The organism is Candidatus Dormiibacterota bacterium (assembly GCA_036495095.1).
GTDB lineage: Bacteria > Chloroflexota > Dormibacteria > Aeolococcales > Aeolococcaceae > CF-96.
On sequence record DASXNK010000006.1, the window covers coordinates 1 to 24,562 of the forward strand.

At 73.2% G+C, this 24,562-nt stretch carries 23 protein-coding genes; 15 read left to right on the forward strand and 8 right to left on the reverse strand.

From position 1 onward, the window contains the following. On the reverse strand, nucleotides 1-1,001 hold a 1,001-nt coding region (locus tag VGL20_00455; GenBank protein HEY2702137.1), incomplete at its 3' end, for a PQQ-binding-like beta-propeller repeat protein. A gap of 140 nt (nucleotides 1,002-1,141) precedes the next feature. Here VGL20_00455 and VGL20_00460 point away from each other — a divergent pair. Both VGL20_00460 and VGL20_00465 read left to right on the forward strand, forming a co-directional pair. After that, nucleotides 1,142-2,425 carry a family 1 glycosylhydrolase gene (locus VGL20_00460; GenBank protein HEY2702138.1) on the forward strand — a complete coding sequence of 428 codons (1,284 nt, stop codon included), beginning with the start codon at nucleotides 1,142-1,144 and terminating at the stop codon, nucleotides 2,423-2,425. Then, nucleotides 2,422-3,660, forward strand: coding sequence for an MFS transporter (locus VGL20_00465; protein HEY2702139.1), 1,239 nt, complete (start codon nucleotides 2,422-2,424; stop codon nucleotides 3,658-3,660). The genes VGL20_00460 and VGL20_00465 overlap by 4 nt, the downstream gene beginning before the upstream one ends. 36 nt (nucleotides 3,661-3,696) lie before the next feature. Here VGL20_00465 and VGL20_00470 read toward each other — a convergent pair whose 3' ends face one another. Further along, nucleotides 3,697-4,743: a nitronate monooxygenase gene (locus VGL20_00470; GenBank protein HEY2702140.1), complete on the reverse strand. Its 1,047-nt coding sequence runs from the start codon at nucleotides 4,741-4,743 to the stop codon at nucleotides 3,697-3,699. Between the two features lie 65 nt (nucleotides 4,744-4,808). Between VGL20_00470 and VGL20_00475 the strand changes: the two genes are divergently transcribed. From VGL20_00475 to glnA (VGL20_00505), 7 genes are all read left to right on the forward strand, one after another. Beyond that, complete coding sequence (locus VGL20_00475; GenBank protein ID HEY2702141.1) at nucleotides 4,809-5,615, forward strand: TIGR03084 family metal-binding protein; 807 nt, start codon at nucleotides 4,809-4,811, stop codon at nucleotides 5,613-5,615. Nucleotides 5,616-5,814: 199 nt separating this feature from the next. Further along, on the forward strand, nucleotides 5,815-7,122 hold the full coding sequence (glnA, locus tag VGL20_00480; protein ID HEY2702142.1) for a type I glutamate--ammonia ligase: 1,308 nt from the start codon (nucleotides 5,815-5,817) through the stop codon (nucleotides 7,120-7,122). Between the two features lie 13 nt (nucleotides 7,123-7,135). After that, entirely contained in the window at nucleotides 7,136-8,764 is a 1,629-nt protein-coding gene (locus VGL20_00485) for a helix-turn-helix domain-containing protein (protein ID HEY2702143.1), read from the forward strand. A 481-nt stretch (nucleotides 8,765-9,245) separates the two neighbouring features. Further along, the gene (locus VGL20_00490; GenBank protein HEY2702144.1) at nucleotides 9,246-10,760 is read left to right on the forward strand and encodes an ammonium transporter; all 1,515 of its coding nucleotides are present in this window, start codon (nucleotides 9,246-9,248) and stop codon (nucleotides 10,758-10,760) included. After that, the gene (locus tag VGL20_00495) at nucleotides 10,757-11,125 is read left to right on the forward strand and encodes a P-II family nitrogen regulator (GenBank protein ID HEY2702145.1); all 369 of its coding nucleotides are present in this window, start codon (nucleotides 10,757-10,759) and stop codon (nucleotides 11,123-11,125) included. The genes VGL20_00490 and VGL20_00495 overlap by 4 nt, the downstream gene beginning before the upstream one ends. Nucleotides 11,126-11,299: 174 nt before the next feature. Beyond that, nucleotides 11,300-11,587 (forward strand): ferredoxin family protein, encoded by a 288-nt coding sequence (locus VGL20_00500; GenBank protein HEY2702146.1) that lies wholly within the window; start codon nucleotides 11,300-11,302, stop codon nucleotides 11,585-11,587. Nucleotides 11,588-11,803: 216 nt separating this feature from the next. Then, nucleotides 11,804-13,255, forward strand: a complete 1,452-nt coding sequence (glnA, locus tag VGL20_00505) for a type I glutamate--ammonia ligase (GenBank protein HEY2702147.1) — start codon at nucleotides 11,804-11,806, stop codon at nucleotides 13,253-13,255. A 68-nt stretch (nucleotides 13,256-13,323) separates the two neighbouring features. Here glnA (VGL20_00505) and dxs read toward each other — a convergent pair whose 3' ends face one another. Together dxs and VGL20_00515 are read right to left on the reverse strand one after the other, a co-directional pair. After that, nucleotides 13,324-15,204, reverse strand: a complete 1,881-nt coding sequence (gene dxs, locus VGL20_00510; GenBank protein ID HEY2702148.1) for a 1-deoxy-D-xylulose-5-phosphate synthase — start codon at nucleotides 15,202-15,204, stop codon at nucleotides 13,324-13,326. 10 nt (nucleotides 15,205-15,214) lie between these two features. Next, nucleotides 15,215-16,198, reverse strand: a complete 984-nt coding sequence (locus VGL20_00515) for an LLM class flavin-dependent oxidoreductase (GenBank protein ID HEY2702149.1) — start codon at nucleotides 16,196-16,198, stop codon at nucleotides 15,215-15,217. 23 nt (nucleotides 16,199-16,221) lie between these two features. Here VGL20_00515 and VGL20_00520 point away from each other — a divergent pair, with 23 nt between their 5' ends. Then, a complete protein-coding gene (locus tag VGL20_00520; GenBank protein ID HEY2702150.1) occupies nucleotides 16,222-17,028 on the forward strand; it encodes a tetratricopeptide repeat protein in 807 nt (268 codons plus the stop codon). Here the strand turns inward: VGL20_00520 and VGL20_00525 are convergent. The 3 genes from VGL20_00525 to VGL20_00535 form a co-directional block, all read right to left on the reverse strand. Next, nucleotides 16,998-18,152, reverse strand: a complete 1,155-nt coding sequence (locus VGL20_00525; GenBank protein HEY2702151.1) for an alpha/beta hydrolase — start codon at nucleotides 18,150-18,152, stop codon at nucleotides 16,998-17,000. The genes VGL20_00520 and VGL20_00525 overlap by 31 nt on opposite strands. Then, nucleotides 18,149-18,760, reverse strand: a complete 612-nt coding sequence (locus VGL20_00530) for a hypothetical protein (GenBank protein ID HEY2702152.1) — start codon at nucleotides 18,758-18,760, stop codon at nucleotides 18,149-18,151. Before VGL20_00530 ends, VGL20_00525 begins: the two co-directional genes overlap by 4 nt. Before the next feature lie 136 nt (nucleotides 18,761-18,896). Then, nucleotides 18,897-19,319, reverse strand: coding sequence for a hypothetical protein (locus VGL20_00535; GenBank protein ID HEY2702153.1), 423 nt, complete (start codon nucleotides 19,317-19,319; stop codon nucleotides 18,897-18,899). 113 nt (nucleotides 19,320-19,432) lie between these two features. Between VGL20_00535 and VGL20_00540 the strand changes: the two genes are divergently transcribed. The 5 genes from VGL20_00540 (at nucleotide 19,433) to VGL20_00560 (ending at nucleotide 24,388) form a co-directional block, all read left to right on the forward strand. Beyond that, the gene (locus VGL20_00540; protein HEY2702154.1) at nucleotides 19,433-20,614 is read left to right on the forward strand and encodes a hypothetical protein; all 1,182 of its coding nucleotides are present in this window, start codon (nucleotides 19,433-19,435) and stop codon (nucleotides 20,612-20,614) included. Nucleotides 20,615-20,698: 84 nt separating this feature from the next. Then, nucleotides 20,699-21,160, forward strand: a complete 462-nt coding sequence (locus VGL20_00545) for a peroxiredoxin (GenBank protein ID HEY2702155.1) — start codon at nucleotides 20,699-20,701, stop codon at nucleotides 21,158-21,160. A 29-nt stretch (nucleotides 21,161-21,189) separates the two neighbouring features. Continuing rightward, a complete protein-coding gene (locus VGL20_00550) occupies nucleotides 21,190-22,212 on the forward strand; it encodes an aldo/keto reductase (protein HEY2702156.1) in 1,023 nt (340 codons plus the stop codon). Nucleotides 22,213-22,271: 59 nt separating this feature from the next. Beyond that, nucleotides 22,272-23,198 carry an ArsA family ATPase gene (locus VGL20_00555; GenBank protein ID HEY2702157.1) on the forward strand — a complete coding sequence of 309 codons (927 nt, stop codon included), beginning with the start codon at nucleotides 22,272-22,274 and terminating at the stop codon, nucleotides 23,196-23,198. Next, nucleotides 23,195-24,388, forward strand: coding sequence for an ArsA-related P-loop ATPase (locus tag VGL20_00560; protein ID HEY2702158.1), 1,194 nt, complete (start codon nucleotides 23,195-23,197; stop codon nucleotides 24,386-24,388). Before VGL20_00555 ends, VGL20_00560 begins: the two co-directional genes overlap by 4 nt. Nucleotides 24,389-24,399: 11 nt before the next feature. On the opposite strand, the gene VGL20_00565 is transcribed toward VGL20_00560, so the two are convergent. Next, a partial coding sequence (locus VGL20_00565; GenBank protein HEY2702159.1) for an ATPase occupies nucleotides 24,400-24,562 on the reverse strand: 163 nt, incomplete at its 5' end.

Below are 24,562 nucleotides of genomic sequence, written 5' to 3' on the forward strand. Positions count from 1 at the left end.
CCGTCGCCGAGGAGATCGCCGAGCGCGGGTGAGCTGAAGTTCTGCGAGGCGGTCGCCAGGGGGTGACCGAAGCGGTCGTTGCCGTTCGCGCTGTAGACGTTGACGTACTTCCCGGCGCCGGGGTTGCCGGTCTGGGCGAAGTAGTGGCCGGTGGCGCCGACGATGCTCGGCTGCGGATCACCGGGGTTGAGGATCGCGGCCGCCGCCGACGACCACGGCACCTCGTCCTGCAGCCGCTTCCAGATCAGGCTGCCGTCGGGCCGGAAGGCCCACCACACCCCGCCCTTGGGGTTGGGCTCGACGCCGCCGTTGCTGTCCGAGCCGATCACGATGTCGCGCTGGCCGCGGCCCTCGAGGTCGACGAGCACGGGGGTGTCGAAGATCGTGTCCCAGAGGTTGATGGGGAAGCCGGCGAGCATGTTCCCGTTCGCGTCCCAGGCGTAGAGGCGGTGGTCCTGGCTGGCGGCGACCACGTCCTGGGTGCCGTCGCCGAAGAGCGAGCCGACCGCGGCGGAGGCGAGGAAGTCGGGGACGAAGTCGGTGTTGTTGTACGGGCGGACGAAGGTGGCGCGCTGCGGCCAATTGGCGCCGTAGTCCGATCCGTTGGGGTTGTAGACGTTCACCACGCCGTTCCTCGAGGTGACGACCACCTCGAGCCGGCCGTCGAGCCGCAGGTCGGCGAGGGTGGGGCTGGACTGGATCGCCCCCCCGGTCTGCCGGGTCCAGAGCAGCTGGCCCCCGGAGCTGAAGACGCGCAGGTTGCCGTCGAGCGAGCCGGTGACGATCTCCTGCTGGCCGTCGTGGCGGAGGTCGCCGACGGCCGGCCCCGAGAAGGGCTCCGAGACGCCGCCGCCGGGCGGCGGGCCCGACCCCAGGGACGAGGTCCAGGTCGGGCTCGGCGCCACCGCCGCCGCGGCGGGGGAGGGCGTCAGCCCCGGCGCGGCCAGGGCGGCGCCGAAGGGCAGCGCGATCAGCAGACGGGTGAGACGGCGAGCAAGCATGCGGTATCCCAGAGAGGAGAGGCGACCGGTGACGCCGTCATCCTGGAGGCCGCTCCCCACAGGCCGGTTGCCGTCGTGTCACGGCTTGGCATCCGGTCGCCCCGCTCGGCCCCGCACGCCGTGGACTACCCTGCAGCACCGTGATCACGTTCCCCGCCGGGTTCATGCTCGGCTGCGCCAGCGCCGCCCACCAGGTCGAGGGCGGCAACCACAACGACTGGACGCGCTTCGAGCAGGAGCCGGGGCGGATCGCCGACGGCAGCGTGTCGGGCATCGCCTGCGACCACTGGAATCGCTACCGCTCCGACCTCGCTGATCTGGCCGCTCTCGGCCAGAACGCGCACCGCTTCTCGGTGGAGTGGTCGCGGATCGAGCCCGAGCCGGGGCGCTTCGATGCAGAGGCCGTCGACCACTACGTGCAGGTGGCGCGCCGCTGCACCGAGCTGGGCATGGAGCCGCTGGTCACCCTGCACCACTTCACCCTCCCGCTGTGGCTGGCCGACCGCGGCGGCGTGCTCGCCGCCGACGCGCCGGCGCTCTTCGGCCGCTACGCGGCGGTGTGCGCGCGCGCCCTCGCCGGACGGGTGCGCTGGTGGATCACCGTCAACGAGCCGGTGATCCTCGCCACCCTGGGCTACCGCTTCGGCGAGTGGCCGCCGGGGCACCGCTCCCAGGCCGAGGCCTTCGCGGCGCTGCGCGCCCTGGTGGCGGTGCACGCCGCCGCCGCCGCCGCGCTCCACGACGAGGCCCGCCGCCAGGGCGTCGAGGCGCGGGTCTCGGTCGCCCACCACTATCGCGGGATGCTGCCGCGGCGGCCCCGCAACCCCCTCGACCGGGCCGCCTCGGTGCTGCCCGACTGGCTGCTGAACCGCTGGTTCCTCCACGCCTGCCGCGACGGCCGGCTGCGCCCGCCGGTGGGGTGGGGGCAGCGGCTCGCCGGCGCGGCGGGCTCGCTCGACTGGCTGGGGGTGAACTACTACACCGACGACCTGGTCTCCTTCGACCCCCGGGCCCCGGCCCGGCTGCTCTCCCGCCAGCATCCCGACCCCGCGCTGCCGCTCTCCACCTTCGGCTGGACCATCGACGCCCAGGGGCTGCGCCGCGCCCTGATGCGGCTCTGGAGGACCTACCGCCTGCCCATCGTGGTGACCGAGAACGGCGTCGCCGACCGCGACGACGAGCTGCGTCCGCGCTACATCGTCGACCACCTCGCCGCCGTGGCCGAGGCCATCGGCGACGGCGCCGAGGTGCGCGGCTACCTGCACTGGACCGCGCTCGACAACTTCGAGTGGGCCCAGGGCTATTCGCAGCGGTTCGGCCTGTTCGCGGTCGACCGCGACACCCTCGAGCGCCGGGCCAAGCCGAGCGCCGCGGTCTTCGCCCGGATCTGCCGTGCCCAGGGCATCCCCGACGAGCTGAGATGACGCGGCGGCGCCACCTGTCGCTGAGCAGCTTCTGGTTCGGCCTCTACGTTCTCTACGGCCCGGTGGGCACCAGCCTGATCCCGGCCCAGGTCGCCAGGCTGGTGCCGCGGGCGCACTACGGCGCGGCGCTCGGCCTGGTGCTCGGCGCCGGCGCGTTCTTCGCGATGGCGCTGCCGCCGCTGGTGGGCGCCTGGTCCGACCGGCTGCGGACCCGGTGGGGACGGCGCCGCCCCATCCTGGTCGCCGGCACCGTGGGGACGGTGCTCAGCCTGGTGGTGATGCTCACCGCCGAGTCCTACACGCAGGTGCTCGTCGGCTACACCCTCGGCCAGGCCTGCAGCAACGCCGCCGCCGCCGCCTACGCCGCGCTGATCCCCGACGTCGTCCCCGCGGCCGAGGTCGGCAGGGCGAGCGGCTGGCTGTCGACGATGCAGCTCGCCGGCAGCGCGACCGGCCTGGCCGCGAACGCTGCGCTGAGCGCCGCCCACCGCTCGCGGCTGACCTACGCGGTGGTCGCCGTCGCCCTGGTGGTGTCGCTGCTGCCCACCCTGCGGGTGGCCGCGGTCGAGGCGCCGGTGCCACCGGCGGGTGTCGCCGCGGTGGCGCCCCGCGGCCTGCGCCGGCGCATCGCCGAGTTCCTGCGGCCGCTGGCGGGGGGCGACTTCGCCTGGGTGGTGGCCACCCGGCTGGTGGTCACCGCCGGGATCAGCGCGGTCACGCCCTTCACCTTCGCGTTCTTCCGCGACGTGGTGGGGGTGCCGGATCCGGACGTCTTCAACCCGCTGTGGCTGCTGGTGGTGCTCGCCGCCGCGACCCCCTTCGGCCTCATCGGCGGGCGGCTCAGTGACCGGCTGGGGCGGAAGCGCTTCGTGTATGCCAGCGGGGGGTTTCAGGCGCTGGTGGCGCTGGTGTTCGTGGTTCTGTATCCGACCTCGGTGCCGCTGGTGCTCGTGCTCGGGGCGGTGTACGGGGTGGGGTATGGGTTCTTTGTCGCCGTGGACTGGGCGCTCGCCTGTGACACGCTGCCGGATCGTCGGGCGGGGGCGAAGGACATGGGGCTGTTCCACGTGGCGCTGAGCCTGCCGGGGAACGTGGTGCCGGCGGTGGCGGGGGTGGGGTTCGATGCTCTGAATGCACATCAGCCGAACTCGGGGTTTCGAGTGGTGTTCGGGGGGGCCGCGGTGTGCTTCGTGGTGGGGACGGTGCTGGTGCGGAGGATTCGGGGGGTGCGGTGAGTGCCGTCGCCGGTGCGGATGGATGCCGATCGCCGATCAGCCCCGTCCCAGCGCCTCCGCGATCTCCCTCCCGATGCGCTCCACCACGCTCGCCGCGGGCACGCCGTGGTCGATGGCGGTGTACGCCTGCCCCGCCCAGAGGTTGAGCATCTCGGGGTCGTCGCGCTCCCGGGCGGCGCTCCGCAGCGGGGCGGTCAGGTTGACGACATGGGGGTAGGCGGAGGGGGCGACGGCGGTGTTGCGGGCGAGGAAGCCGTTGACGATGCCCCGGGCGCGGCGGCCGCTGAAGGCGCGGGTGAGCAGGGTCCGGCGGCCGCCGCGGAGCGCCGCGCGGTGGGGCGCCGAGGTGCCGGCCTCCGGGGTGTCGAGGAACGCGGTGCCCAGCTGCCCGGCGCGGGCGCCGGCGACGAGCACGGCGGCGACCCCGGCGCCGTCGCAGAGGCCGCCGGAGGCGATCAGCGGCAGGTCGGTCGCCCGGGCGACGAGCCGCAGCAGGGTGAGCAGGCCGATCTCGCCGACGCCGTCCTCGTCGCTGAAGGCGCCGCGATGGGCCCCCGCCTCGATCCCCTGGGCGACCAGCGCGTCGGCGCCGGCGGCGGCCGCGGCCTCCGCCTCGGCGGGCTCGGTGACCGTGACCCAGACCTCGATGCCGGCGCCGTGAAGGCGGTCGATCACCTTCGCACCGGGGCAGCCGAAGGCGACCGAGACCACCGCCGGGCGCTCCGCGACGAGCATCGCCAGCTTCTCCTCCCAGCCGTCGTCCCCCCAGGCCGCATCGCCGGTCGAGCAGCGGTAGGCCACCGCCTCGCGCCGCACCCGGTCCACGTAGCCGGCGAGCAGCGAGCGGTCGACAGCGTCGGGGGTGGGGACGAAGAGGTTCACACCGAAGGCCCGATCGGTGGCGGCGCGCACCGCCGCCACCTCGTCGCCGACCGCGGCGGCGGTGCGGTACCCGGCGGCGACGAAGCCGAGGCCGCCCGCCTCCGACACCGCCGCCGCCAGCGCCGGGGTGGAGGGACCGCCCGCCATCGGCGCCTGCACCACCGGCACGCGCAGCTGGTCGAGCACACCGCCGGAGCCCATGGCGCCACGGTACCAGCGCCCGGCGGCGGCGGTGTGGAGCCCCCGGCGCGCTACCGTTGGCGGGCATGACCGAGGTCATCAGCGTCGGCGGCGTCTGCGCCGACCTCACCGCCGAGCAGGACGACCTCGAGCGCATCGTCCGCGGGCTCGACGACGCCGCGCTCGACACCCCCACCCCGTCGCCGGGATGGTCGGTCCGCGACCAGGTCACCCACCTCGCCTTCTTCGACGGCCGGGCCACCCTGGCGATCGTCGACCCGGAGGCCTTCACCGCCGAGGTGCGGCGCTTCGTCGCCGATCCCGACGGGGTGATGGGGGAGCACCTCGCCCACGGCCACGGGCTCGGGGTCGACGCCCTGCTGGCCTGGTGGGCCGAGGAGCGCGAGCGCTTCCAGGCGGCCGCCCGGGACCTCGACCCCGCCACCCGGGTGCCCTGGTACGGACCGCCGATGAGCCCGGTCTCCTTCGTCACCGCCCGGCTGATGGAGACGTGGTGCCACGGCCAGGACGTGGCCGACGCGGTGGGGGCCTCGCGACAGCCGACCCAGCGGCTCCGCCACGTCGCCCACATCGGCGTCCGCGCCCGCCCCTTCAGCTACCGGACCAACGGGCGCACCGCGCCGGCGGGCGAGGTGCGGGTCGAACTCGAGGCCCCCGGGGGAGGGCTCTGGAGCTGGGGCGACCCCGCCGCCGCCGATCGGGTGACCGGCACCGCCCTCGACTTCTGCCTGGCCGTCACCCAGCGCCGCCACCGCGACGACACCGGGCTGAGGATCGAGGGCCCGCTCGCCGTGGAGTGGATGGGGATCGCGCAGGCCTTCGCCGGTCCGCCCGGCGAGGGGCGTCGCCCGGGGCAGTTCGCCCGCGATTGATCTCGCGGCAGTTGGGCGCCGTCTCACAAGATCGCCCGGCTCACCTTGTGCGCGGTGCACGAACCGCTCGATGGGATCGACGAGTACCATCAGTCGGGTACCGCGTGGCTTGGGCGCGACGCCCCAGTCACGAACAGGTCCCCGAGGGGTTTGGAGAGACGTGGCCACTCGCGCAACGCCTGCTGACCTTGCCGCCGACGTGCTCGCACAGGCGGAGGCCGCCGGTGTCCGGTATGTCGACCTGCAGTTCACCGACGTGATGGGCGCGGTGAAGAACGTGACCATCCCCGCCGACCAGCTGCCCGACACCATCGAGCACGGCACCTGGTTCGACGGCTCGTCGGTCGAGTCCTTCGCCCGCACCGCCGAGAGCGACATGTTCCTGGTGCCCGACCTGGAGACCTTCCGGGTCCTGCCCTGGGCGACCCCGCCGACGGCGCGGCTGATCTGCTGGGCCCACACCCCGGACGGCGAGCCCTACCCCGGCGACCCCCGCGGCGCGCTCCGGCGGGCGATCGAGATGGCCCGGGAGATGGACTTCGAGTACCGCTGCGGCCCCGAGATCGAGTTCTTCCTGCTCCGCCACAACGGCACCGGGGCGCTCGAGCCGCTGCCCCACGACCGCGGCGGCTACTTCGACTTCGCCACCGACCGCAGCGTCGACGTCCGCCAGGCGATGGTGGCGGCACTGCAGAGCCTGGGCATCGTGGTGAACACCGCTCACCACGAGGTCGCCGCCGGACAGCACGAGATCGACTTCAGCCACGCCCCGGCGCTGAAGTCGGCCGACGACGTGATCACCTTCCGCTACACCCTGAAGGCGATCGCGCAGCAGTCCGACCTGGTGGCCACCTTCATGCCCAAGCCCTTCGTCGGGCTCAACGGCAGCGGCATGCACGTCCACCAGAGCCTGCGCCGGATCGCCGACAACGAGAACGCCTTCTCCGACGGCCGCGACGAGTACGGCCTCAGCGAGACCGCGAAGCACTTCATCGCCGGCCAGCTCCACCACGCCGCCGGCATGTGCGCGGTGCTGGCCCCCCTGGTGAACTCCTACAAGCGTCTGGTGCGGGGATTCGAAGCGCCCGTGGTGGTCTCGTGGGCCCGTACCAACCGGGCCGCGCTGATCCGCATCCCCCACGTCACCCGCCGCCCCACCACCCGGGTGGAGCTGCGCAGCCCGGACCCCTCGTGCAACCCGTACCTCGCCTACGCGGTGATGCTCCGCTGCGGTCTGGACGGCATCAAACGGCGGCTCCCGCTGCCGCCTCCGGTCGAGGAGTCGCTCTACGGCTTCGACGACGTCGAGCTGGAGCGCCGCAACGTCGGCCTCCTGCCCGACAACCTGAAGGACGCCATCGACGCCTTCCGCCACGACGACGTGGTCCAGGACGCCCTGGGCGACCACCTCGCCGAGCGGCTCCTCGAGGCGAAGGCGCTCGAATGGCGCGAGTACCGGATGCAGGTGACTCCATGGGAGCTGGATCACTACCTCGACCTGGCCTAGACGAAGCGACACGATGATCACGGTCAAGGATGTGTGGAGAGGGGCGATGCCGGACGGCACCGAGCTGCTCGGTGGCGGCGGCGGGCTCGACCGCCGGGTCGAATGGGCCACGGCGTTGCGCACCCGCCCGCCCGCGTTCGAGACCATCAAGGGCGGGGAGATGGCGTTCGTGCCGGTGCGCAGCATCCGGCTCCTCGACGAGCGGCTCGACCTCGCCCAGGTGATCCAGAGCTTCGGCGACAAGGGCGGGGTCGCGGTGGCGGTGGTCGGCGAGGCCTCGATGGAGTCGGTGGCCGTCGCCGAGCGGATGATGATGCCGCTCCTCCACCTGCCCGACGGCGCCCACCTCAACGACATCCAGCAGACCGTGGTGCGCTTCATCCTCGACCAGCGCACCCTGCTCCACGAGCGCCAGCAGGAGCTGCACACCCAGCTGATGGAGCTGGCCCTCGCCGGCGCCGGCACCCCGGCGATCGTCGACCGGCTCGCCGAGATCACCGGTCAGGCGGCGGTGTGGCAGGACAACGACGGCACCGTCCGCCACGTCTCCGCCTCGGCCGACGGCGACGGCCTGCGCGCCGGCCTGGAGAAGGAGGGGCCGCGGGTCCGCCGCTGGGCGGAGGGCATCGCCGTGGTCGCCGCCGACCCACCGGTGCACGAGTTCGCGCTCCACAAGAGCGGCATGGCCCGGCTGGTCGCACCCGTGCCGGTCCGTGACGGCATCGGCGGGTTCATCTCGCTGATCGCCCCCGACACCCAGCTCGACCAGCTCAGCCGGCTCGCCGTCGCCCGCGCCGCCTCCGCGTGCGCCATCGAGCTCGACCGCGAGCGCGCCGTCCTCCAGGCCCGCGACGAGCTCGAGGGCGAGTTCCTCGAGTCCCTGCTCGCCGGCACCTACTCGTCGGAGTCGGCGGTGCGCCACCGCGCCGAGCGGCTCGGCTTCGACGTCAGCGGCGACACCGTCGTGATGGTGGCCCGCCCAGACGGCGGCGTCGAGCAGGTGCCGCGGGTGCGCGGCGACCAGCTCGTCGCCGGCGCCCAGGGATGGATCCGCCGCCGCGCCCCAGCGGCGCTCGCCACCCTGCGCCAGCGCGCCGTGGCCGCGGTGGTGCCGCTGATCGACGGCCAGCCGGCGGTCGACCTGCGCCGGCTCGCCGCCGACCTGCGCCTCGAGTGCGCCGGGGCGGTGGGGGGCGAGGTCTCGGTCGGCCTGGGCCGTGCCAAGCCGGGGATCAACGGCGTGCGCGCCTCGTACCGCGAGGCCGAGCAGGCGCTGACCATGGGCACCCGCCTCTTCGGCGGCGCCCGGGTGGTGGCCTTCGCCGACCTGGGCCTGTACCGGCTGCTCTACGCGATGAACGGCCAGACCGAGCTCCGCGAGTTCTTCGACGACCAGGTCCAGGCGCTGGTCGAGTACGACCAGCGCACCGGAGCCGGGCTGATGGCCACCCTCGACGCCTTCTTCCGCTGCCACGGCTCGCCCACCGAGATCGCCCAGCTGCTCCACCTCCACCGCAACACCGTCCTCTACCGCCTCCGGCGCATCGAGGACATCGCCCAGCTGAGCCTCGACGACCCCGAGACCAGGCTGAACCTGCACCTCTGCCTGAAGGTGCGCGACGTCCTCCAGGCAGCCTCCTGACCCTCGGTCGGGGGCCGGCGCTGCAACGCGCCGCACACATTTCATGGGTGCGCGGCTGTGAGCCGCGCCGATGCTGTGGACGGGTGAAGGGGCCTACCTTCGAAGATGCCGCCCCGGGCACGGCCCGCGCGCCGCACCCGGGCCCGGCGACCCGCCCCCTCAACTGGATTCCCCCTCCCCCACACAGCCGGGCCGGCTCACACGAGTCGGCCCGGTCCTGGGCGGGGGCGGCCGCGCGCGGCGCGGGGTGCGAGCACCCCTGGCTGACCAGACTGTCAGGCTCCTGGGTATCCCGCCCAAATCCGCGGGCACCGAGCGCCATCTTGCTGTGCTCTCCGCCCAAAGGGCACGGTGCACATTCTGTTCGGTGCGCCTGATCGCCTACGTCCGGATCTCCGATAGCCTTTCTGCACAAAGGGCGTCGCAGCCGTCCGGCATCTGCGCCCTACGCGATCAGAGTGTGGGAGTGGGAGAAAACACTGTGCACCGTCGTACCCGTTTGCTTGCAGCCGCCGCCGCGGGAGCCGTCGCCCTGACGCTGATCCCCAGGGCGGTCCTCGCGGCCGACGACACCACCGCGACCCAGGCGGCGGGAGTCGCAGCGGACACGGTCTGGGTGATCGTGGCCGCATGCTTCGTTCTCTTCATGCAGGCCGGCTTCGCCATGCTCGAGGTCGGCTTCAGCCGGATGAAGAACGTGGGCACGGTGGTCGCAAAGATCATCGTCAACCTGAGCATCTCGTCGATCGTCTACTGGGCGGTGGGCTTCGCCATCGCATTCGGCGGGGCGAGCGGCATCCTGGGTTCGATCATCGGCCACACCGGGTTCGTGCCCGAGTTCCGTCCCGGGTCACACATCGACACCCCGTCGCTCGACGCCTCGACGGTGCCGGCGGCGGCGAAGTTCTTCTTCGAGTTCGTCTTCTGCGCGGTGTCGCTGGCGATCGTCTGGGGCACGATGCTGGAGCGGACCAAGTTCATCGTCTACATCCTGTTCGCGGTGCCCTTCGCCGGCTTCATCTACCCGATGATCAGCCACTGGCTGTTCGGCGGCGGCTGGCTGATGACCCACTTCGGGGCCCAGGACTTCGCGGGCTCGACCGTCGTCCACCTCACCGGTGCCACCGCGGGCTTCGCCGGCCTGCTCCTGCTCGGGCCCCGGATCGGCAAGTACAGCCGTGACGGCAGACCCAACGCCATCCCCGGCCACAGCATGCCGCTGGCGCAGCTCGGGGTCATCATCCTGTGGTTCGGCTGGTTCGGCTTCAACCCCGGATCGACGCTGAACGCCACCAACCTGCACTTCGCCGACATCGTGGTGGTGACCAACATCGCCGCCGCGGCCGGTGCCATCGGCGCCATGCTGGCCATCTACCAGATGCAGAAGTCGCTCGACACCGGCATGATCGGCAACGGCGCCATCGCCGCCCTGGTCGCCATCACCGCCCCGTCGGGCTACGTGCAGCCGGGCTGGGCGATCGTCATCGGCTTCGTCGCGGGCCTGATCGTGGTGTACGGCGTCATCGCCATCGACAAGGTGCTCGACGACCCCGTCGGCGCGCTCAGCGCCCACGGCCTGGCGGGCATCTGGGGCACGCTGAGCTGCGGCCTCTTCACCGACCCCGACTTCGCCAAGCTCGGCGTGGGCTCGGGCGGCCTGGTCTACACCGGCAAGTTCAACCAGCTCGGCGCCCAGGCGCTGGCGGTGAGCATCAGCTTCACCACCGTGTTCACGCTCTCGTTCCTCCTCTTCTGGATCATCAAGAAGACGGTCGGTCTGCGCGTCGACGAGCGCCACGAGCTCGACGGCCTCGACATCAGCGAGCACGGCATGTGGGGCTATCCGGAGGCGTTCATGCCGGTGCCGGGCGGGGCGTATATTCACCCCGACGCCATCGCCGGGCCGGCGCACGTCACGGCGCCGCCCAGGACGCCGCCGAAGCCTCCCGCCGGGCCCGACTCCACTCCGAAGAAGAAGATCGAGGCCCGGTCATGAAGAAGGTTGAGGCGATCATCCGGCCGGACCGGCTGCAGCCGGTCCAGGATGCGCTCGACGCGCTCGGCGCCTCGGGGATCACGATCATCGAGGTGCTGGGCTGCGGTCATCAGCGTGGCTACACCGAGCACTACCGCGGCACCAGGGCCAACATCTCGCTCCAGCGCAAGGTGATGGTCATGGTGGTCATCCCCGACGACCGGGTGGAGGGGGTGGTCGAGGCCATCGCCGGCGCCGCCCGGACCGGCGAGGTCGGTGACGGCAAGATCTTCGTCCTCCCGGTGGAGGAGGCGGTCCGGATCCGCACCGGCGAGCAGGGCGACGACATCGTCCAGCACCGCGTCCCCGAGCACTGGGGACACTGACCGACGACCACGACGGGGGTGGGGTCGGGCTCCAGGGCCCGACCTCGCCCCGGTTCGCGTCGGCGCGGCAGACCGCTCGGCTAGACTGGGCTCCCCTCCCCGCCTCTCAGCGTCCACCCGCAGGCTCGGTTTCGCGGGAGGGCCGAGCCCGCCTCTCCTGAGTCCTCCGAACCCATGACCTACGTCATCACCGAGCCCTGCATCGACCTCAAGGACAAGTCCTGCATCGAGGTGTGTCCGGTCGACTGCATCATCAGCGCCGACGAGGACCGGATGCTCTACATCGATCCCGATGAGTGCATCGACTGCGGCGCCTGTGTCGACCCCTGTCCCGTCGACGCGATCTACGCCGAGGAGGACGTGCCCGCGCAGTGGAGCGCGTTCACGGAGATCAATCGGGCGTACTTCAAGGACAAGGACGCAGTCCGCAGGCAGGTGGACGCCCTCAAGCCCCCCGCCTGACCCGGCGGCGCTTGGGCAGGGCGTCCATGCCCGGGGCAGTGTGATGCCCGGACCTTGTGCGCAGGGCACAAGCCGGGCGCGGTACCCTTCGGACGCCCCGTCCATAGGCCGATTTCTGCTCTGGCGATACAGTGCGATCGGGACGGGCGCAGCCGAGTGCGGGCGAACGCGCCTTCATCACCACCAGCGGCGCCCCCGTGGAGGAGGAGGAGAACCATGGCGATCGACGAGTCCGTGGCCGCGAGCAAGGTGTCGCCGAAGCAGGTCATCAGCGACGCCAAGAAGGCGGGGGTCAAGATGATCGACTTTCGCTTCGTCGACCTGCCCGGCACCTGGCAGCACTTCAGCATCCCCGTCGGCGAGCTCACCGAGGACCTCTTCGCCGAGGGGATCGGCTTCGACGGCTCGAGCATCCGCGGCTTCCAGAAGATCCACGAGAGCGACATGCTGCTCTTCCCGGATCCCTCCACCGCGACGGTCGACCCCTGCCTCGAAGTCCCGACGATGTGGATCATCTGCGACATCAAGGACCCGATCCGGCGGGAGCCCTACAGCCGCGATCCCCGCTACATCGCCCGGAAGGCGGAGGCCTACCTGCGCGAGACCGGCATCGCCGACACCTCGTACTGGGGCCCCGAGGCGGAGTTCTACATCTTCAACTCCATCCGCTTCGACCAGAACGCCCACGAGGGGTACTACTTCATCGACTCCGAGGAGGGCATCTGGAACAGCGGGAGGAACGGCTCGCAGCCCAACCTCGGCTACCTGCCCCGGCACAAGGAGGGCTACTTCCCGGTGCCGCCGGTGGACAAGCTGCAGGACCTCCGCAGCCGGATCACCCTGGCGCTGCTCGACTCCGGCGTCCCCATCGAGGTGCACCACCACGAGGTCGGCACCGCGGGCCAGACCGAGATCGACATGCGCTTCGACACCCTGACGACGATGGCCGACAAGGTGCTCACCTACAAGTACATCGTCAAGAACGTCTGCTACAAGAACGGCTACACCGCGACGTTCATGCCCAAGCCGCTGTTCGGCGACAACGGCAGTGGCATGCACACCCACCAGTCGCTGTGGAAGGACGGGGTGCCGCTGTTCTACGACAAGGACGGCTACGCGCTGCTCAGTGACATGGCCCGCTGGTACATCGGCGGCCTGCTCAAGCACGCGCCGGCGATCCTCGCCTTCTCCAACCCCACCACCAACAGCTACCGCAGGCTGGTGCCGGGCTACGAGGCGCCGATCAACCTGGTGTACTCGGCGCGCAACCGCAGCGCCTGCGTGCGCATCCCCACCTACAGCGCCAGCCCCAAGGCGCGCCGGCTGGAGTTCCGCACCCCCGACCCGACCTGCAACCCGTACCTCGCCTTCCCGGCCATGCTCATGGCCGGCCTCGACGGTGTGATGAACAGGATCGAGCCGCCCAAGCCCATCGACGAGGACCTCTACGAGCTCGATCCCGAGATGGCCGCGATGGTGAAGAGCACCCCGGGCTCGCTCTCCGAGGTTCTCGACGCCCTCGAGCAGGACAACGAGTTCCTGCAGAAGGGCGGGGTCTTCACCGAGGACCTCATCTACACCTACATCGCCTACAAGCGTGAGCGCGAGGTCGACCCGGTCGCCCTGCGCCCGCACCCCTACGAGTTCGCCCTGTACTACGACGCGTAGCCGGGAGCGATCGATTCGGGACAGGTGAGGAGGGGCTGCCCGGGAGACGGGCGGCCCCTTCGCCGTTCTCAGCCCGCCAGCGCGCTCTCGGCGTCGCGGCGGAGCAGGGCGCGGGCGGCCTCGACCACGCCGTCGGCGTCGAGGCCGAGGCCGCTGAGCAGCCGGGCCTGCGGGCCGTGCTCGAGGAAGGCGTCGGGCAGCCCGAGCACCCGCACCGGCACCGCCACCCCGGCGGCGGCGAGCGCCTCCAGCACGGCGCTGCCGAAGCCGCCGGTCACGGTGCCGTCCTCGATGGTCAGGGCGGCACGGTGGCGCTCGACCAGCGGGGCGAGGTCGGGGTCGACCGGCTTGGCGAAGCGGGCGTCGACGACGGTCGCGCTCACCCCCGCGGCGGCGAGCTTCTCGGCGGCGATCACCGCCACCGGCACCATCTTGCCGATCGCGAGCAGGGCGACGTCGCGGCCGTCGCGGAGCACCTGGCCGCGGCCCACCGGGACGGCCACGAGCGGCGCGGTGGCGGCCGCCGGCGCGACCCCCCGGGGGAAGCGCAGCGCGAAGGGGCCCTCGGCCTCCAGGCCGGTGGCGAGGAGGCGGCGCATCTCGTCCGGGGTGCTCGGCGCCGACACCGTCATCCCCGGGATGCAGCGCAGGTAGGCGAGGTCGAGCGCGCCGTGGTGGGAGGCGCCGTCGTCGCCGGTGACCCCGGCGCGGTCGAGCACGAAGAGCACCGGGGCGCGGTGCAGCGAGGCGTCGCAGGTGACCTGGTCGAAGGCCCGCTGCAGGAACGTCGAGTAGATGCACACCACCGGTCGCAGCCCGGTCATCGCCAGGCCGGTGGCGAAGGTGACGGCGTGCTGCTCGGCGATGCCGACGTCGAAGAAGCGGTCGGGGTAGCGCTCGGCGAAGCCCAGAAGGCCGGTGGACGAGGCCATCGCCGCGGTGATGGCGACGATCCGCGGGTCGGCGGCGGCGGCCTCGCAGAGCGCCTCGCCGAAGAGGTCGGTCCAGGAGGCGCCGCGGCTGCCCCCCTTCCCCGTGACCGGGTCGAAGCTGGAGACGCCGTGGAAGAGGTCGACGGTGTCGGCCTCGGCGGGCGGGTAGCCGCGTCCCTTCTCGGTGACCACGTGCACCACCACCGGGCCGCGATACTGGGCGGCGTCGCGCAGCGCCCGCTCGATGGCGCGGACGTCGTGGCCGTCGATGGGGCCGCCGTACTTCAGCCCCAGGCTCTCGAAGATCGAGGGCTGGGCGACCAGCTGCTTGACCGAGTTCTTCATCCGCCGGGCGGTGTCGTAGGCGAGCTCGCCGCCGACCGGGAGACCTCGGAGCACCGAGCCGGCGGCGTCCTTGGCGGCCTCGTAGCGCGGCGACAGCCGCAGCCGGGCGAGGTTCTCGGCGATGCCGCCGATGGTGGGCGCGTAGGAGCGGCCGTTGTCGTTGACGACGATCAGCATCTCCGGCTGGTGGTGGCCGATGTTGTTCAGCGCCTCGTAGGCCATCCCTCCGGTGAGGGCGCCGTCGCCGACCACGCAGACGGTGCGGCCGCGCTCGCCGCGCAGCCGCCGGGCGGTGGCCACGGCGAGCGCGTAGGAGAGCCCGGTCGACGCGTGGGAGTTCTCCACCATGTCGTGCTCGGACTCGGCGCGGGAGGGGTAGCCGCTGAGGCCCCCCCGCTGGCGCAGGGTGGCGAACATCTCCTGCCGGCCGGTGAGCAGCTTGTGCACGTAGGCCTGGTGGCCGGTGTCGAAGATGATCCGGTCGCGCGGGCTCTCGAAGACCCGGTGCAGCGCCACCGTCAGCTCGACGACGCCCAGGTTCACGCCGAGGTGGCCGCCGGTCCTCGAGACCGCCTCGACGAGGAACTGGCGGATCTCCGCGCACAGCCGGTCGAGGTCGGCATATCCGAGACCGCGCAGATCCTCGGGCCCCGCGATCTCTGGGAGCAGCACGGACCGGATTCTACCGGGAAGGTTCTCCGCCGCCGTGCAGGGCGCGCATCGCCCCGGGCATGAGCACGACGCAGCCCAGCCCGGCGGCCCGGTACTCCTCGAGGCGGGCGGCGCAGGCGGCGGCGTCGCCGACCGCGGCGAAGCGTCCCAGGGTGTCCGGACTCCAGCCGGAGGGGCTGCCGCCCGAGGGCGCGGCCAGCAGCTCGCCCTCGCCGGGCAGGGCGTGCACCGCCGCCACCGTGCGGCGCACCGCCTCGAGCTGGCGCGCGGCGTCCTCCTGGTCGGTGCGGGCCACCAGCACGTAGCCGGCGATGTCCACCTCGCCGGGGTCGCGTCCGGCTCGCTCCGCCCCCTCGCGGACGTGGGCCACCGCCCAGCGCACGTACTCGGGGCCGCTCGCGTAGTTGAGCAGGGCGGTGTCGGCGAGGGCCCCGGCCAGCCGGAGCGTCGCCGGCCCCACGGCGGCGAGGCAGAGCGGCACCGGTGCTCGCGCCCGGGCGCGCGCCGGCGCGGCCTCCAGGCGCGCCCTCCAGCGGCGGCCGGCGTGGTCGACGCCGCCACCGCCCAGCAGGGCGCGGCAGATGCGCAGGGCGTCCTCCAGCGCCGCGGTGGTGGCGGGCTCCAGCCCGAGGGCGCGGGCGTGGGCGGGGTCGCCGCGTCCCAGGCCGAGCAACGCCCTCCCCGGGGCGAGCCGGTCGAGGCTCGCGGCGCCGCGGGCGAGGGCGGCGGGGTGGCGGTCGACGACGTTGGCGATCCCCGGCCCGGCGTGGATCGTCGAGGTCGCCGCCAGCGCGGCGGCGCTGACCACGAAGGCGTCGGCCTCCAGGCCCGCCTCGCCGGCGAACGCGGCCTCGTAGCCGAGCCACTCGGCCTCCTGCACCGCGGCCACGGCGGCGGCGACGCTCATCTCCCCGCTGGCCACCGCGAAGCGGCCCGCGGGTCCCGGCCGCGTGGCCCGGGGGGAGGAGTCGGGGTCGGCGATCCGGCTCGCCATCGGCGGCGCATCATACGAAGCTCATGGCCTTCGACCCGCGCGCCGCCCTGCTCACCTGCGTCGCCCAGCCCGGAGCCGACCTCGCCGAGGCGGCGCTCTGGCTGGCGGTGGAGGACGACCCCTCGGTGGATCCCGCGCCCTGGCTCGCCCTCCTCGACGAGGTCGCCGGCGAGCTCGGTCCCCGCATCGGCGGTGGCGCGGTGCCCGCGGCCGGGCTGGTCGCGGTGCTCGCCGCCACCGTCCGCGACCGTCTCCGCCTCCACGGCGCCGACGGCGGCGACCCCCGCCACCACTACCTCAACTCGATCCTCGAGGGCGGTGCCGGCAACCCCATCGGCTGCAGCACGGTGTGGATCGCGCTCGGCCGCCGCGCCCAGCTGCCGGTCGAGGGCATCGGGCTGCCCGGCCACTTCCTGGTGCGGATCCGCGGCACCCTGGTCGATGCCCACGGCGACGGCGCCCCCGTCGACGTCGAGCAGGCCCGGAGCATGGTGGTCCGGGCCACCGGTGCCGAGGTGCCCGACCTCGAGCCCTGGCTCGCCCCCACCGGGGTGCGCGAGGTGGTGGCCCGGATGTCGCGCAACCTCCGTGCCCTCTACACCGGCCGCCAGGACTGGGCCCTCGCCCTCCGCGCCGCCGACCGCTGCGTCGCCCTCCTCCCCGATGCCCCCGGCGAGCTCCGCGAGCGCGGCACCCTGCGGCTGCGCCTCGGCCTCACCGGCGGCGCCATGCGCGACCTCCGCCGCTACCTCGACGGCGTCCCCGGCGACGCCCCCGACCGCGCCCGGGTGGAGCGGGCCTACGCCAGCGCCCGTGGCATGCTCAACTGATGGGGCTCGGCATCCTGCGGATCATCGGCATCGCCCTCGCCGTGGTGGGCGCCGGCATGGCGGTGGCCCCCCAGCTCACCCGCCGCGCCCTCCTCATGGTCGGGGTGCGCTGGGAACCCGACCCCCAGAGCCGCGTCGCCTCGTGGGGGTTGGTGATCCTGGGGCTCGTCGTCGTCGTGCTGAGCCGCGCGGTCCGGTAGCTGCTCGTCCCGCGGCCCGTCGAGCCGCCGTCGCAGCGCCGCCAGGTCGAGCCGCTCGGGCCGGGTCTCCTCCAGCCAGGTGGCGAGCGCCGACCCGAAGGGGCCGGGGGCCTCGAGCTGGGGGAAGTGCCCGCAGTCGTCGAGGACGACGAGACGGGCGTGGGGGATGAGCCGGGCGGCACGCTCGGCGTGGGCCATCGGGAAGATGCCGTCGTTCCTCCCCCAGACGATCAGCACCGGGAAGAGGCACATCCCCAGACGGTCGAGGGCCGAGACCGCCTGGCCGCTGATGCTGCTTCCCGAGGCGAGCATCCCGAAGAACGCGCGCTGCACCGCCGGGTCCCCGAAGCGGTCGAGCAGCTCGTCGACGTCCGACCGGTGACGCGACCGGTGGGGGAGGAGCGGCTCGACCCCGAGCCGGTCCATGGCCGCCTCCAGCCCTCGGGCCAGCAGCCGCAGCCGCGGTGAGGCAAGCAGGGAGAGCAGGCGGCGCGGCACCACCGGAAGGGTCGCCAGCCGAAGCAGCAGGTGCATCTCCCGGCCCAGCCCCGCGCTGCCGATCAGCGCCATGCGTCCCACCCGCTCCGGGTAGTGGTAGGCGAAGCTCATCGCCACCGCGCCGCCCAGGCTGTGACCGACCACCGTGGCGAGGTCGACGCCCAGGGCATCGAGCACGTACCGGATCGAGGCCGTCTGGGTGCCGACCGAGTAGTCGCTCTCGGGCTTGTGGCTGCGACCGCAGCCGGGCAGGTCGATGGCGATCACGTCATGGCGCTCCGCGAGCGCGGGGATCAGCCGTCTCCAGACCTGCGTCGAGCTCGCGATCCCGTGCAGCAGCAGCAGCGGGTCGCCCTCGCCGGCGCGCTGGTAGTAGATCCGGGCCCCGGTGGGGAGAGTCACCTGGCCGTCCCGCAGCCCGGTCACGGAAGTGGGAGGCCGGGGAGCTTGCGGTCGATGCTCGCCACGTGGGCACCGAGGTCTCGGGTGATCCCCACCAGCAGGACCAGCTGGGCCTCCAGCTCGGTCATGGTCGCGCCGACGCGGTGCACGTCCGCGGCCATCGTCCCCACCGGCGCGACCTCGCTCTCGAGGGCCCGCACCGAGTCCAGCATGGCGGCGACGTCGTTCTCGAGGCGGGAGAGCCCGGCGCCGGTCCGGTGCAGGTCGCCGGCCACCTGGCCACCGGGGGTGAGCTCGCCGGCGACGGTGCGGAGCTGACCCTCGAGTCGCCCCAGGACCTGCAGGAGCTGGACCACGTGGTCGTCGAGGACGGGCAGGCGGTCCGTGCTCACCGCCGACAGCTGGGTGTTGGCGGTGGTGAGCTGCCCGTGCAGCTCGTCGAGCCGTTGGAGCTTGCCGCCCGGCGTCTCCGTCGATCCCTGGTAGGCCGCCACCGCCGACAGGGTGTGGTCGGTGTGCTCGATGCCCCGCACCGCCACCACCAGCTCGCCGACGATGGCTGCCTGGAGGGCGATGGTGACCACCAGGGGCACCAGCTGCAGGCGACGACTGGGACCGCTGCTCTCGCTCACGGGCACACCTCCGGATCCCCGATCGCGGCGGTCTCCACGCTGCCCGACACCCCCTGAGGAGCGCCGCCCCAATCGCTGGCGCCCATTCTGGGGGGGTGTACCGGCCGTTCGGTCGCTCCCAGATCAGGCGGTTGCGCTACCGGGACCCGGCGACCAGGGCGACGATCCAGATCAGCCCGACCACCGCGAGGACGGCGAAGGGCATGAGCGCGAAGACGATGAAGGAGAAGACGAGGCGCTCGTCGGCGATCAGGGCGGGGTCGCGCATCCGCAGCCGGACGTCCCGGAGGTACCAGAGCATGCCGCCGACGACGAAGCCGAGCAGCAGGAAGAGGATGCCGAGCAGGGCGCTGCCGACGCCGACCCGGTGGGGGGCGAGGGTGAGCTTCCAGAGCAGGCCGAAGCAGAGCGAGAGGACGCCGCAGCTGACGAACCGGAACGCGATGCCGCTGGCCGGCTGGGCGGCTGCCGGGGGAGGGGAGGGGTCCGGCACCGCGGCACGCTCGGCGCGCCCGGGGCGAGGGGCGCGGGCGATGCGACGGCGGGAGGATGCGGGCACGGCCGGCCGAGTATAGAGGCCCTCCGAGAGGGCCCCGGCGCCCCACAGCCCCACCGTCGAAATGCGAACCTACGCAGCGCCTTCTCGGCAGACTGGGAACGAAGGGGATCGCGATGAGCAATCGGGTTCTGACCGGCGTGGCGGCGGCCGCCACCGCGACGCTGCTGCTCGGCGGGGTCATCGCCAGGGCATCCGATCTGGGACCGGCCGCCGCGCACGTCGACACCCTGGCGGCGCAGCCGCAGGCGCCCGCTCCCAACCCGTGGGTCGCGGTCCCGGTGGGGCCGGCGGTGGCGGTCGCCCCGGTCATCCCCGCGGTTCCCGACGCCGCGACCGCCCCGGTGAAGGCCCTTCCGGCCCCGGTCGGCCCGGCCGTGCCGCACAGCCGGCCCCACGACACCGTCACCAGCCCCGCTCCTCCCGGCGGCGCCACCGCGAACGTGATCCAGGTGAACCCGATCGACACCTGCATCAGCTGCACCAGCGCGAGCGCGGGCCCCGGCTCCGCCAGCGCCAGGGCGACCGCGATCCGTCTGCTCGGCAACGATCTCTCGGCCGGCAGGTCCGACAGCAGCTCGACGAGCGGGGCCCTGATCGCCGTGCCCGCCGCCCCGCTGCTCAGCCTCGCCATCGCGGACTGGGCGACCTCGGCGTCCCCCGGCGCCTCCTCCTCGTCCCACTCGCGCGCCGCGCTCGTCGACCTGGTCGTCGGCCCGACCGGGCACTCGAGCGGCGGCCTGATCACCCTGGCGGTGCTCGAGGCCACCAGCGACGCCGGCTACCAGGGTCTCAGCTCCGCCGGGAACGGCGAGAACAACGGCGTCGACCTCAACGTCGGTGACGGCGCGCTGGTGGTGGTGCTGCTCCACTCCGACGCCTCCAGCACCCATGGCGGCTCGGCGTACGTGGTCGGCATCAACGGCACCAAGCTGCTCGGCTCGGACCAGACCGGCCCCGGCGGCATCCCCATCGCCGTCCCCGGCGTCGTCGGCCTGATCCTGCTGCAGGTGAGCGCCAACGGCGGCGCGGGCAGCGCCGCGGTCGGCACCGTCGGCGACCTCCTCGGCCAGAGCGGCCAGGCCGCCGGTGTGCTCACCGCCTCGGCGGTGGGCCTGCCCGGTAACGGCATCGCCGGTGGGACCGCCACCGCCGCCGCCAACACTCCGACCACCGGCAGCGGCCTGACCGCCCCCAACACCGGGATGGCGCTCGGTCTCGGCGGGCTGCTGCTCCTCCCCGCCGGCCTGGTTCTGCTCTTCGTCTCGCTGCGCCGCCGGCGCGGCTCCGCCGGCTGAGCCGGTCCCCCTCTACACTCCGGAGCCGTCGCGGGGCAGGCCCGCGGCGGCTCTGTCGTGTGTTCGCTGGTGAGGAGGCCCGAGATGGCGGTCGCTGTGGGTGACGCGCTTCCCGACTTCGACCTGGAGACCGGTGGGGGAGGGCGGGTCAGCTCGGGTGACCTCCGCGGCCGGCGCGCCGTCCTCTACTTCTATCCCAAGGACGACACCAGCGGCTGCACCCTCGAGGCACGAGAGTTCAGCGCGCTGCTCGGCGAGTTCGCCGAGCGCGGCGTCGCCGTGTACGGGGTCTCGCCGGACCCGCCGCGCAGCCACGACCGCTTCGCCACCAAGTGCGACATCGGCTTCCCGCTGATCAGCGACCCGGACAGGGCGCTCTGCGAGGCGATGGGGGTGTGGGTGCAGAAGTCGATGTACGGACGCTCCTACCAGGGCGTCGAGCGCAGCACCTTCGTCGTCGGGCCCGACGGCCGGGTGGAGCAGGCGTGGCGGAAGGTGAAGGTGCCCGGCCACGCGGCCGCGGTGCTGGCGTCGGTCGGCGGCTGATCCGACCGCCTGTGAAAGAATCGACGCAGATGCAGCAGCGCACCATCGGTCCCACCGGCGTGGAGATCTCCGTCATCGGCTTCGGTGGCTGGGTGCTCGGCACCGGCTGGTACGGGAAGCTCAGCGAGGAGGAGGGCACCCGGCTGGTGCGCACCGCCCTCGACCACGGCATCACCTTCTTCGACACCGCCAACTCCTACGGCGAGGACGGGGTCAGCGAGACCCTGCTGGCGGCGGCGCTCGACGGGGTGCCGCGCGATCGCTACGTGCTCGGCACCAAGGGCGGCTACGACCTCGGCGGCGAGCGCGCCCACGCCCACGGCGAGCGTCCCCAGCGCTGGGACGGCGGGTTCATCCGCCGCAGCCTCGAGGACAGCCTGCGCCGGCTGCGCACCGACACCGTCGACGTCTACGAGCTCCACAACCCCCGCCGCGACGCCATCGACAGCGACGAGTGCTTCGCCACCCTCGAGGCGCTCCGCGACGAGGGCTCGATCCGGGCCTACGGCGTCGCCCTCGGCCCCGCCATCGGCTGGGAGGAGGAGGGGGTCAGGGCGCTGCGCGAGCGCCGCGTCGACGTGGTCCAGACCGTCTTCAACATGCTCGAGCAGCATCCCGGCCGCCGCTTCCTCGACGAGGCGAACGCGGTGGGGTCGAGCGTGCTCGCCCGGGTGCCCCACGCCTCCGGCGCGCTCGAGGGGAAGATCACCCGCGACACCGTCTTCCCTCCGGGAGATCACCGCTCCTTCCGCAACCGGCAGATGCTCGCCGACCTGCTCGACAAGGCGGAGACCCTGGCCTTCCTCTGGGAGGACGGCCGCCGCACCGTCGCCCAGGCGGCGCTGCAGTACCTCATCGCCCAGCCGGGGCTCGCCGGGGTGCTGCCGACGATGAGCGAGGTGGGGCAGATCGAGGAGTTCGCCGCAGCGGGCGCCCTGCCAGCGCTGAGCGACGCCGAGCTGGGGCGCGTCGCCGAGCTCGCCGCCGTCAACTTCGGCGTCGAGGACCGCTACCGCGCACCGGTCGCCGCACCCGGCGCCGGCGCCAGCTGAGCGCGCCCTCGCCGCGGGCCGCGGCGGCCAGCACCCTCGACCAGCTGCTCTCCCGCAACCTGCTCTTCGTCGCCGGCAAGGGCGGCACCGGCAAGAGCACGATCTCCGGAGCCCTCGCGCTGCTCGGCGCCCAGGCGGGCCGGCGGGTGCTGTGCATCGAGGTCGACGCCAAGGGCGACCTCGCGCGCTCCCTCGGGGCGGCGACCGCCGGCTTCCAGCCCAAGGTGGTGCAGGCCAATGTCAGCGTGCTCGCGCTCGACCCCGAGGAGTCGCTGCAGGAGTACCTGCGCATCTACTTCAAGGTGCCGCGGTTCACCCGGCTCACCCCGCTGGCCAAGGTCTTCGAGTTCATCGCCACCGGCCTCCCCGGCACCAGCGACATGCTGGTCATCGGCAAGATCGCCTACGAGGCGAAGCGGGTCGAGGGCGGCCGCCCGGTGTGGGACCTGATCATCGTCGACAGCGCCGCCACCGGCCACGTGCTTCCCCAGCTGGGCGCGGCCCGGGCGATGATGGACCTGGCCCGCGGCGGCATCGTCCGCTCCCAGGTGGAGTGGATCGACGCCATCCTCAGCGACCCCCGGCGCTCGCTCCTCACCGTCTGCGCGCTGCCCGAGGAGATGCCGGTCGCGGAGGCGCTGGAGCTGCACGACCGGGCCAGGGCCGAGACCACGATCGCGCTCGGCGCCTGCTTCCTCAACCGCATCCTCACCACCGCGGTCACCCCGAAGCAGCTCCGCGTGCTCGAGGATCTCTGCGCCCCCGAGCACCTCGAGGCCGCCACCCAGCGGCTCGGCGGCGATCCCCGTCCGGTGCTCGCCGGCGACCGCATCGCCCAGCGGCTCCACGACACCGGCGCCGCCCACGCCCGCCGCCTGCGCCAGGGCATGACGGTGCCGGTGATCGAGATCCCGCTCCTGACCGGCACCCGCCCCGGGCTCGCCACCACCCGTGCGGTCGCCGCCGCGCTGCGGGCGGCGTCGTGACCGTGAGGCCCGCGGCTGCGGCGGCGGCGGGCGCCAGCATCGCAGAGCAGCTCGGCAACCTCGAGGTGGTGGTCTGCTGCGGCAGCGGCGGGGTGGGCAAGACCACGGTGAGCGCCGCGCTCGGCATCGCCATGGTCGCCGAGCTCGACCGCCGGGTGCTGGTGCTCACCGTCGACCCGGCACGGCGGCTGGCGACCGCGCTGGGGATCGGGAAGATGGGGGTCGAGCCCGTGCAGGTGCCCGCGGCGCGGCTGCGCAAGGCGGGCATCCAGCCCAGGGGTGAGCTGGTTGCGGCAATGCTCGACATGAAGTCGGCGTGGGACCTGATGGTGGAGCGCCACGCTCCCAACCGCGAGTCGGCGGAGCGAATCCTCGCCAACCGGTTCTACCAGGGGATCAGCAACGCCTTCGTCGGCTCGCAGGACTGGATGGCGCTCGAGACCCTCTACGAGCTCCACGCCGGCGGCGAGTACGACACCGTGGTCATCGACACCCCGCCGTCCCGCAACGCCCTCGACTTCCTCGAGGCCCCCAACCGGCTCAGCGACTTCGTGGGCGCGCGGCTGCTCTCCTGGCTGGCCGGCCCCTCGCGGCTGGGCTGGCGGGCGATCAACGTCGCCGCGGCGCCCTTCGCGCGCATGGCCGACCGGCTGATCGGCGCCGAGGTCCTCGGCGAGCTCGCCGTCTTCGTGCGCGAGATCCAGGGGCTGTACGGCGGCATCCAGGAGCGCGCCACCGAGGTCTACAAGCTGCTGCGGTCGGCGAGGACAGGCTTCGTGGTGGTCACCACCCTCGATCCCGAGCCCTTCGCGGAGGCCGAGTTCTTCTGTGCCCGGCTGCGCGACTACCGGATGCCGCTGCGCGCCGTCGTGGTCAACCGGGTGCTGCCCGGCGCGCTCACCGACCGCTCCGGCATCGCCGCCGCCACCACCCTCTGCGAGGACCGCGAGGTCGCCGCCTGGCTGAGCACCGAGCTCGGCGAGCCGGTGCGCCCCGAGACCGCGCGCCGCCTCGGCGAGGCCCACCTCGTCCTCAGCCGCCTCGCCGAGCGCCAGGAGCGCCAGGTCGCCCGCCTCGGCGGCCTCGGACGGGTGCCGGTGGTGCGCCTGCCCCTAGCCGAGCGCGAGGTGGTGGACATCGAAGGTCTCGAGCAGCTCACCGCGTATCTTCGGGCGGTGGGGGCTTCGTAGAAGGCTGACGGTCAGCGGCGTTCCAGCAGGGACCTGAGGAGCTCGAGGTCCTTCTGGTTGGCGCGGCGCATCGCGCCGGCCATGAGGGGGGCGGCGAGCCTCGAGAAGCCGGCGGGCTCGCCGCGGTTGCGCAGCGTCATGCGGGTGCCGCCGCCGGCGGTGTCCTCCCACGTA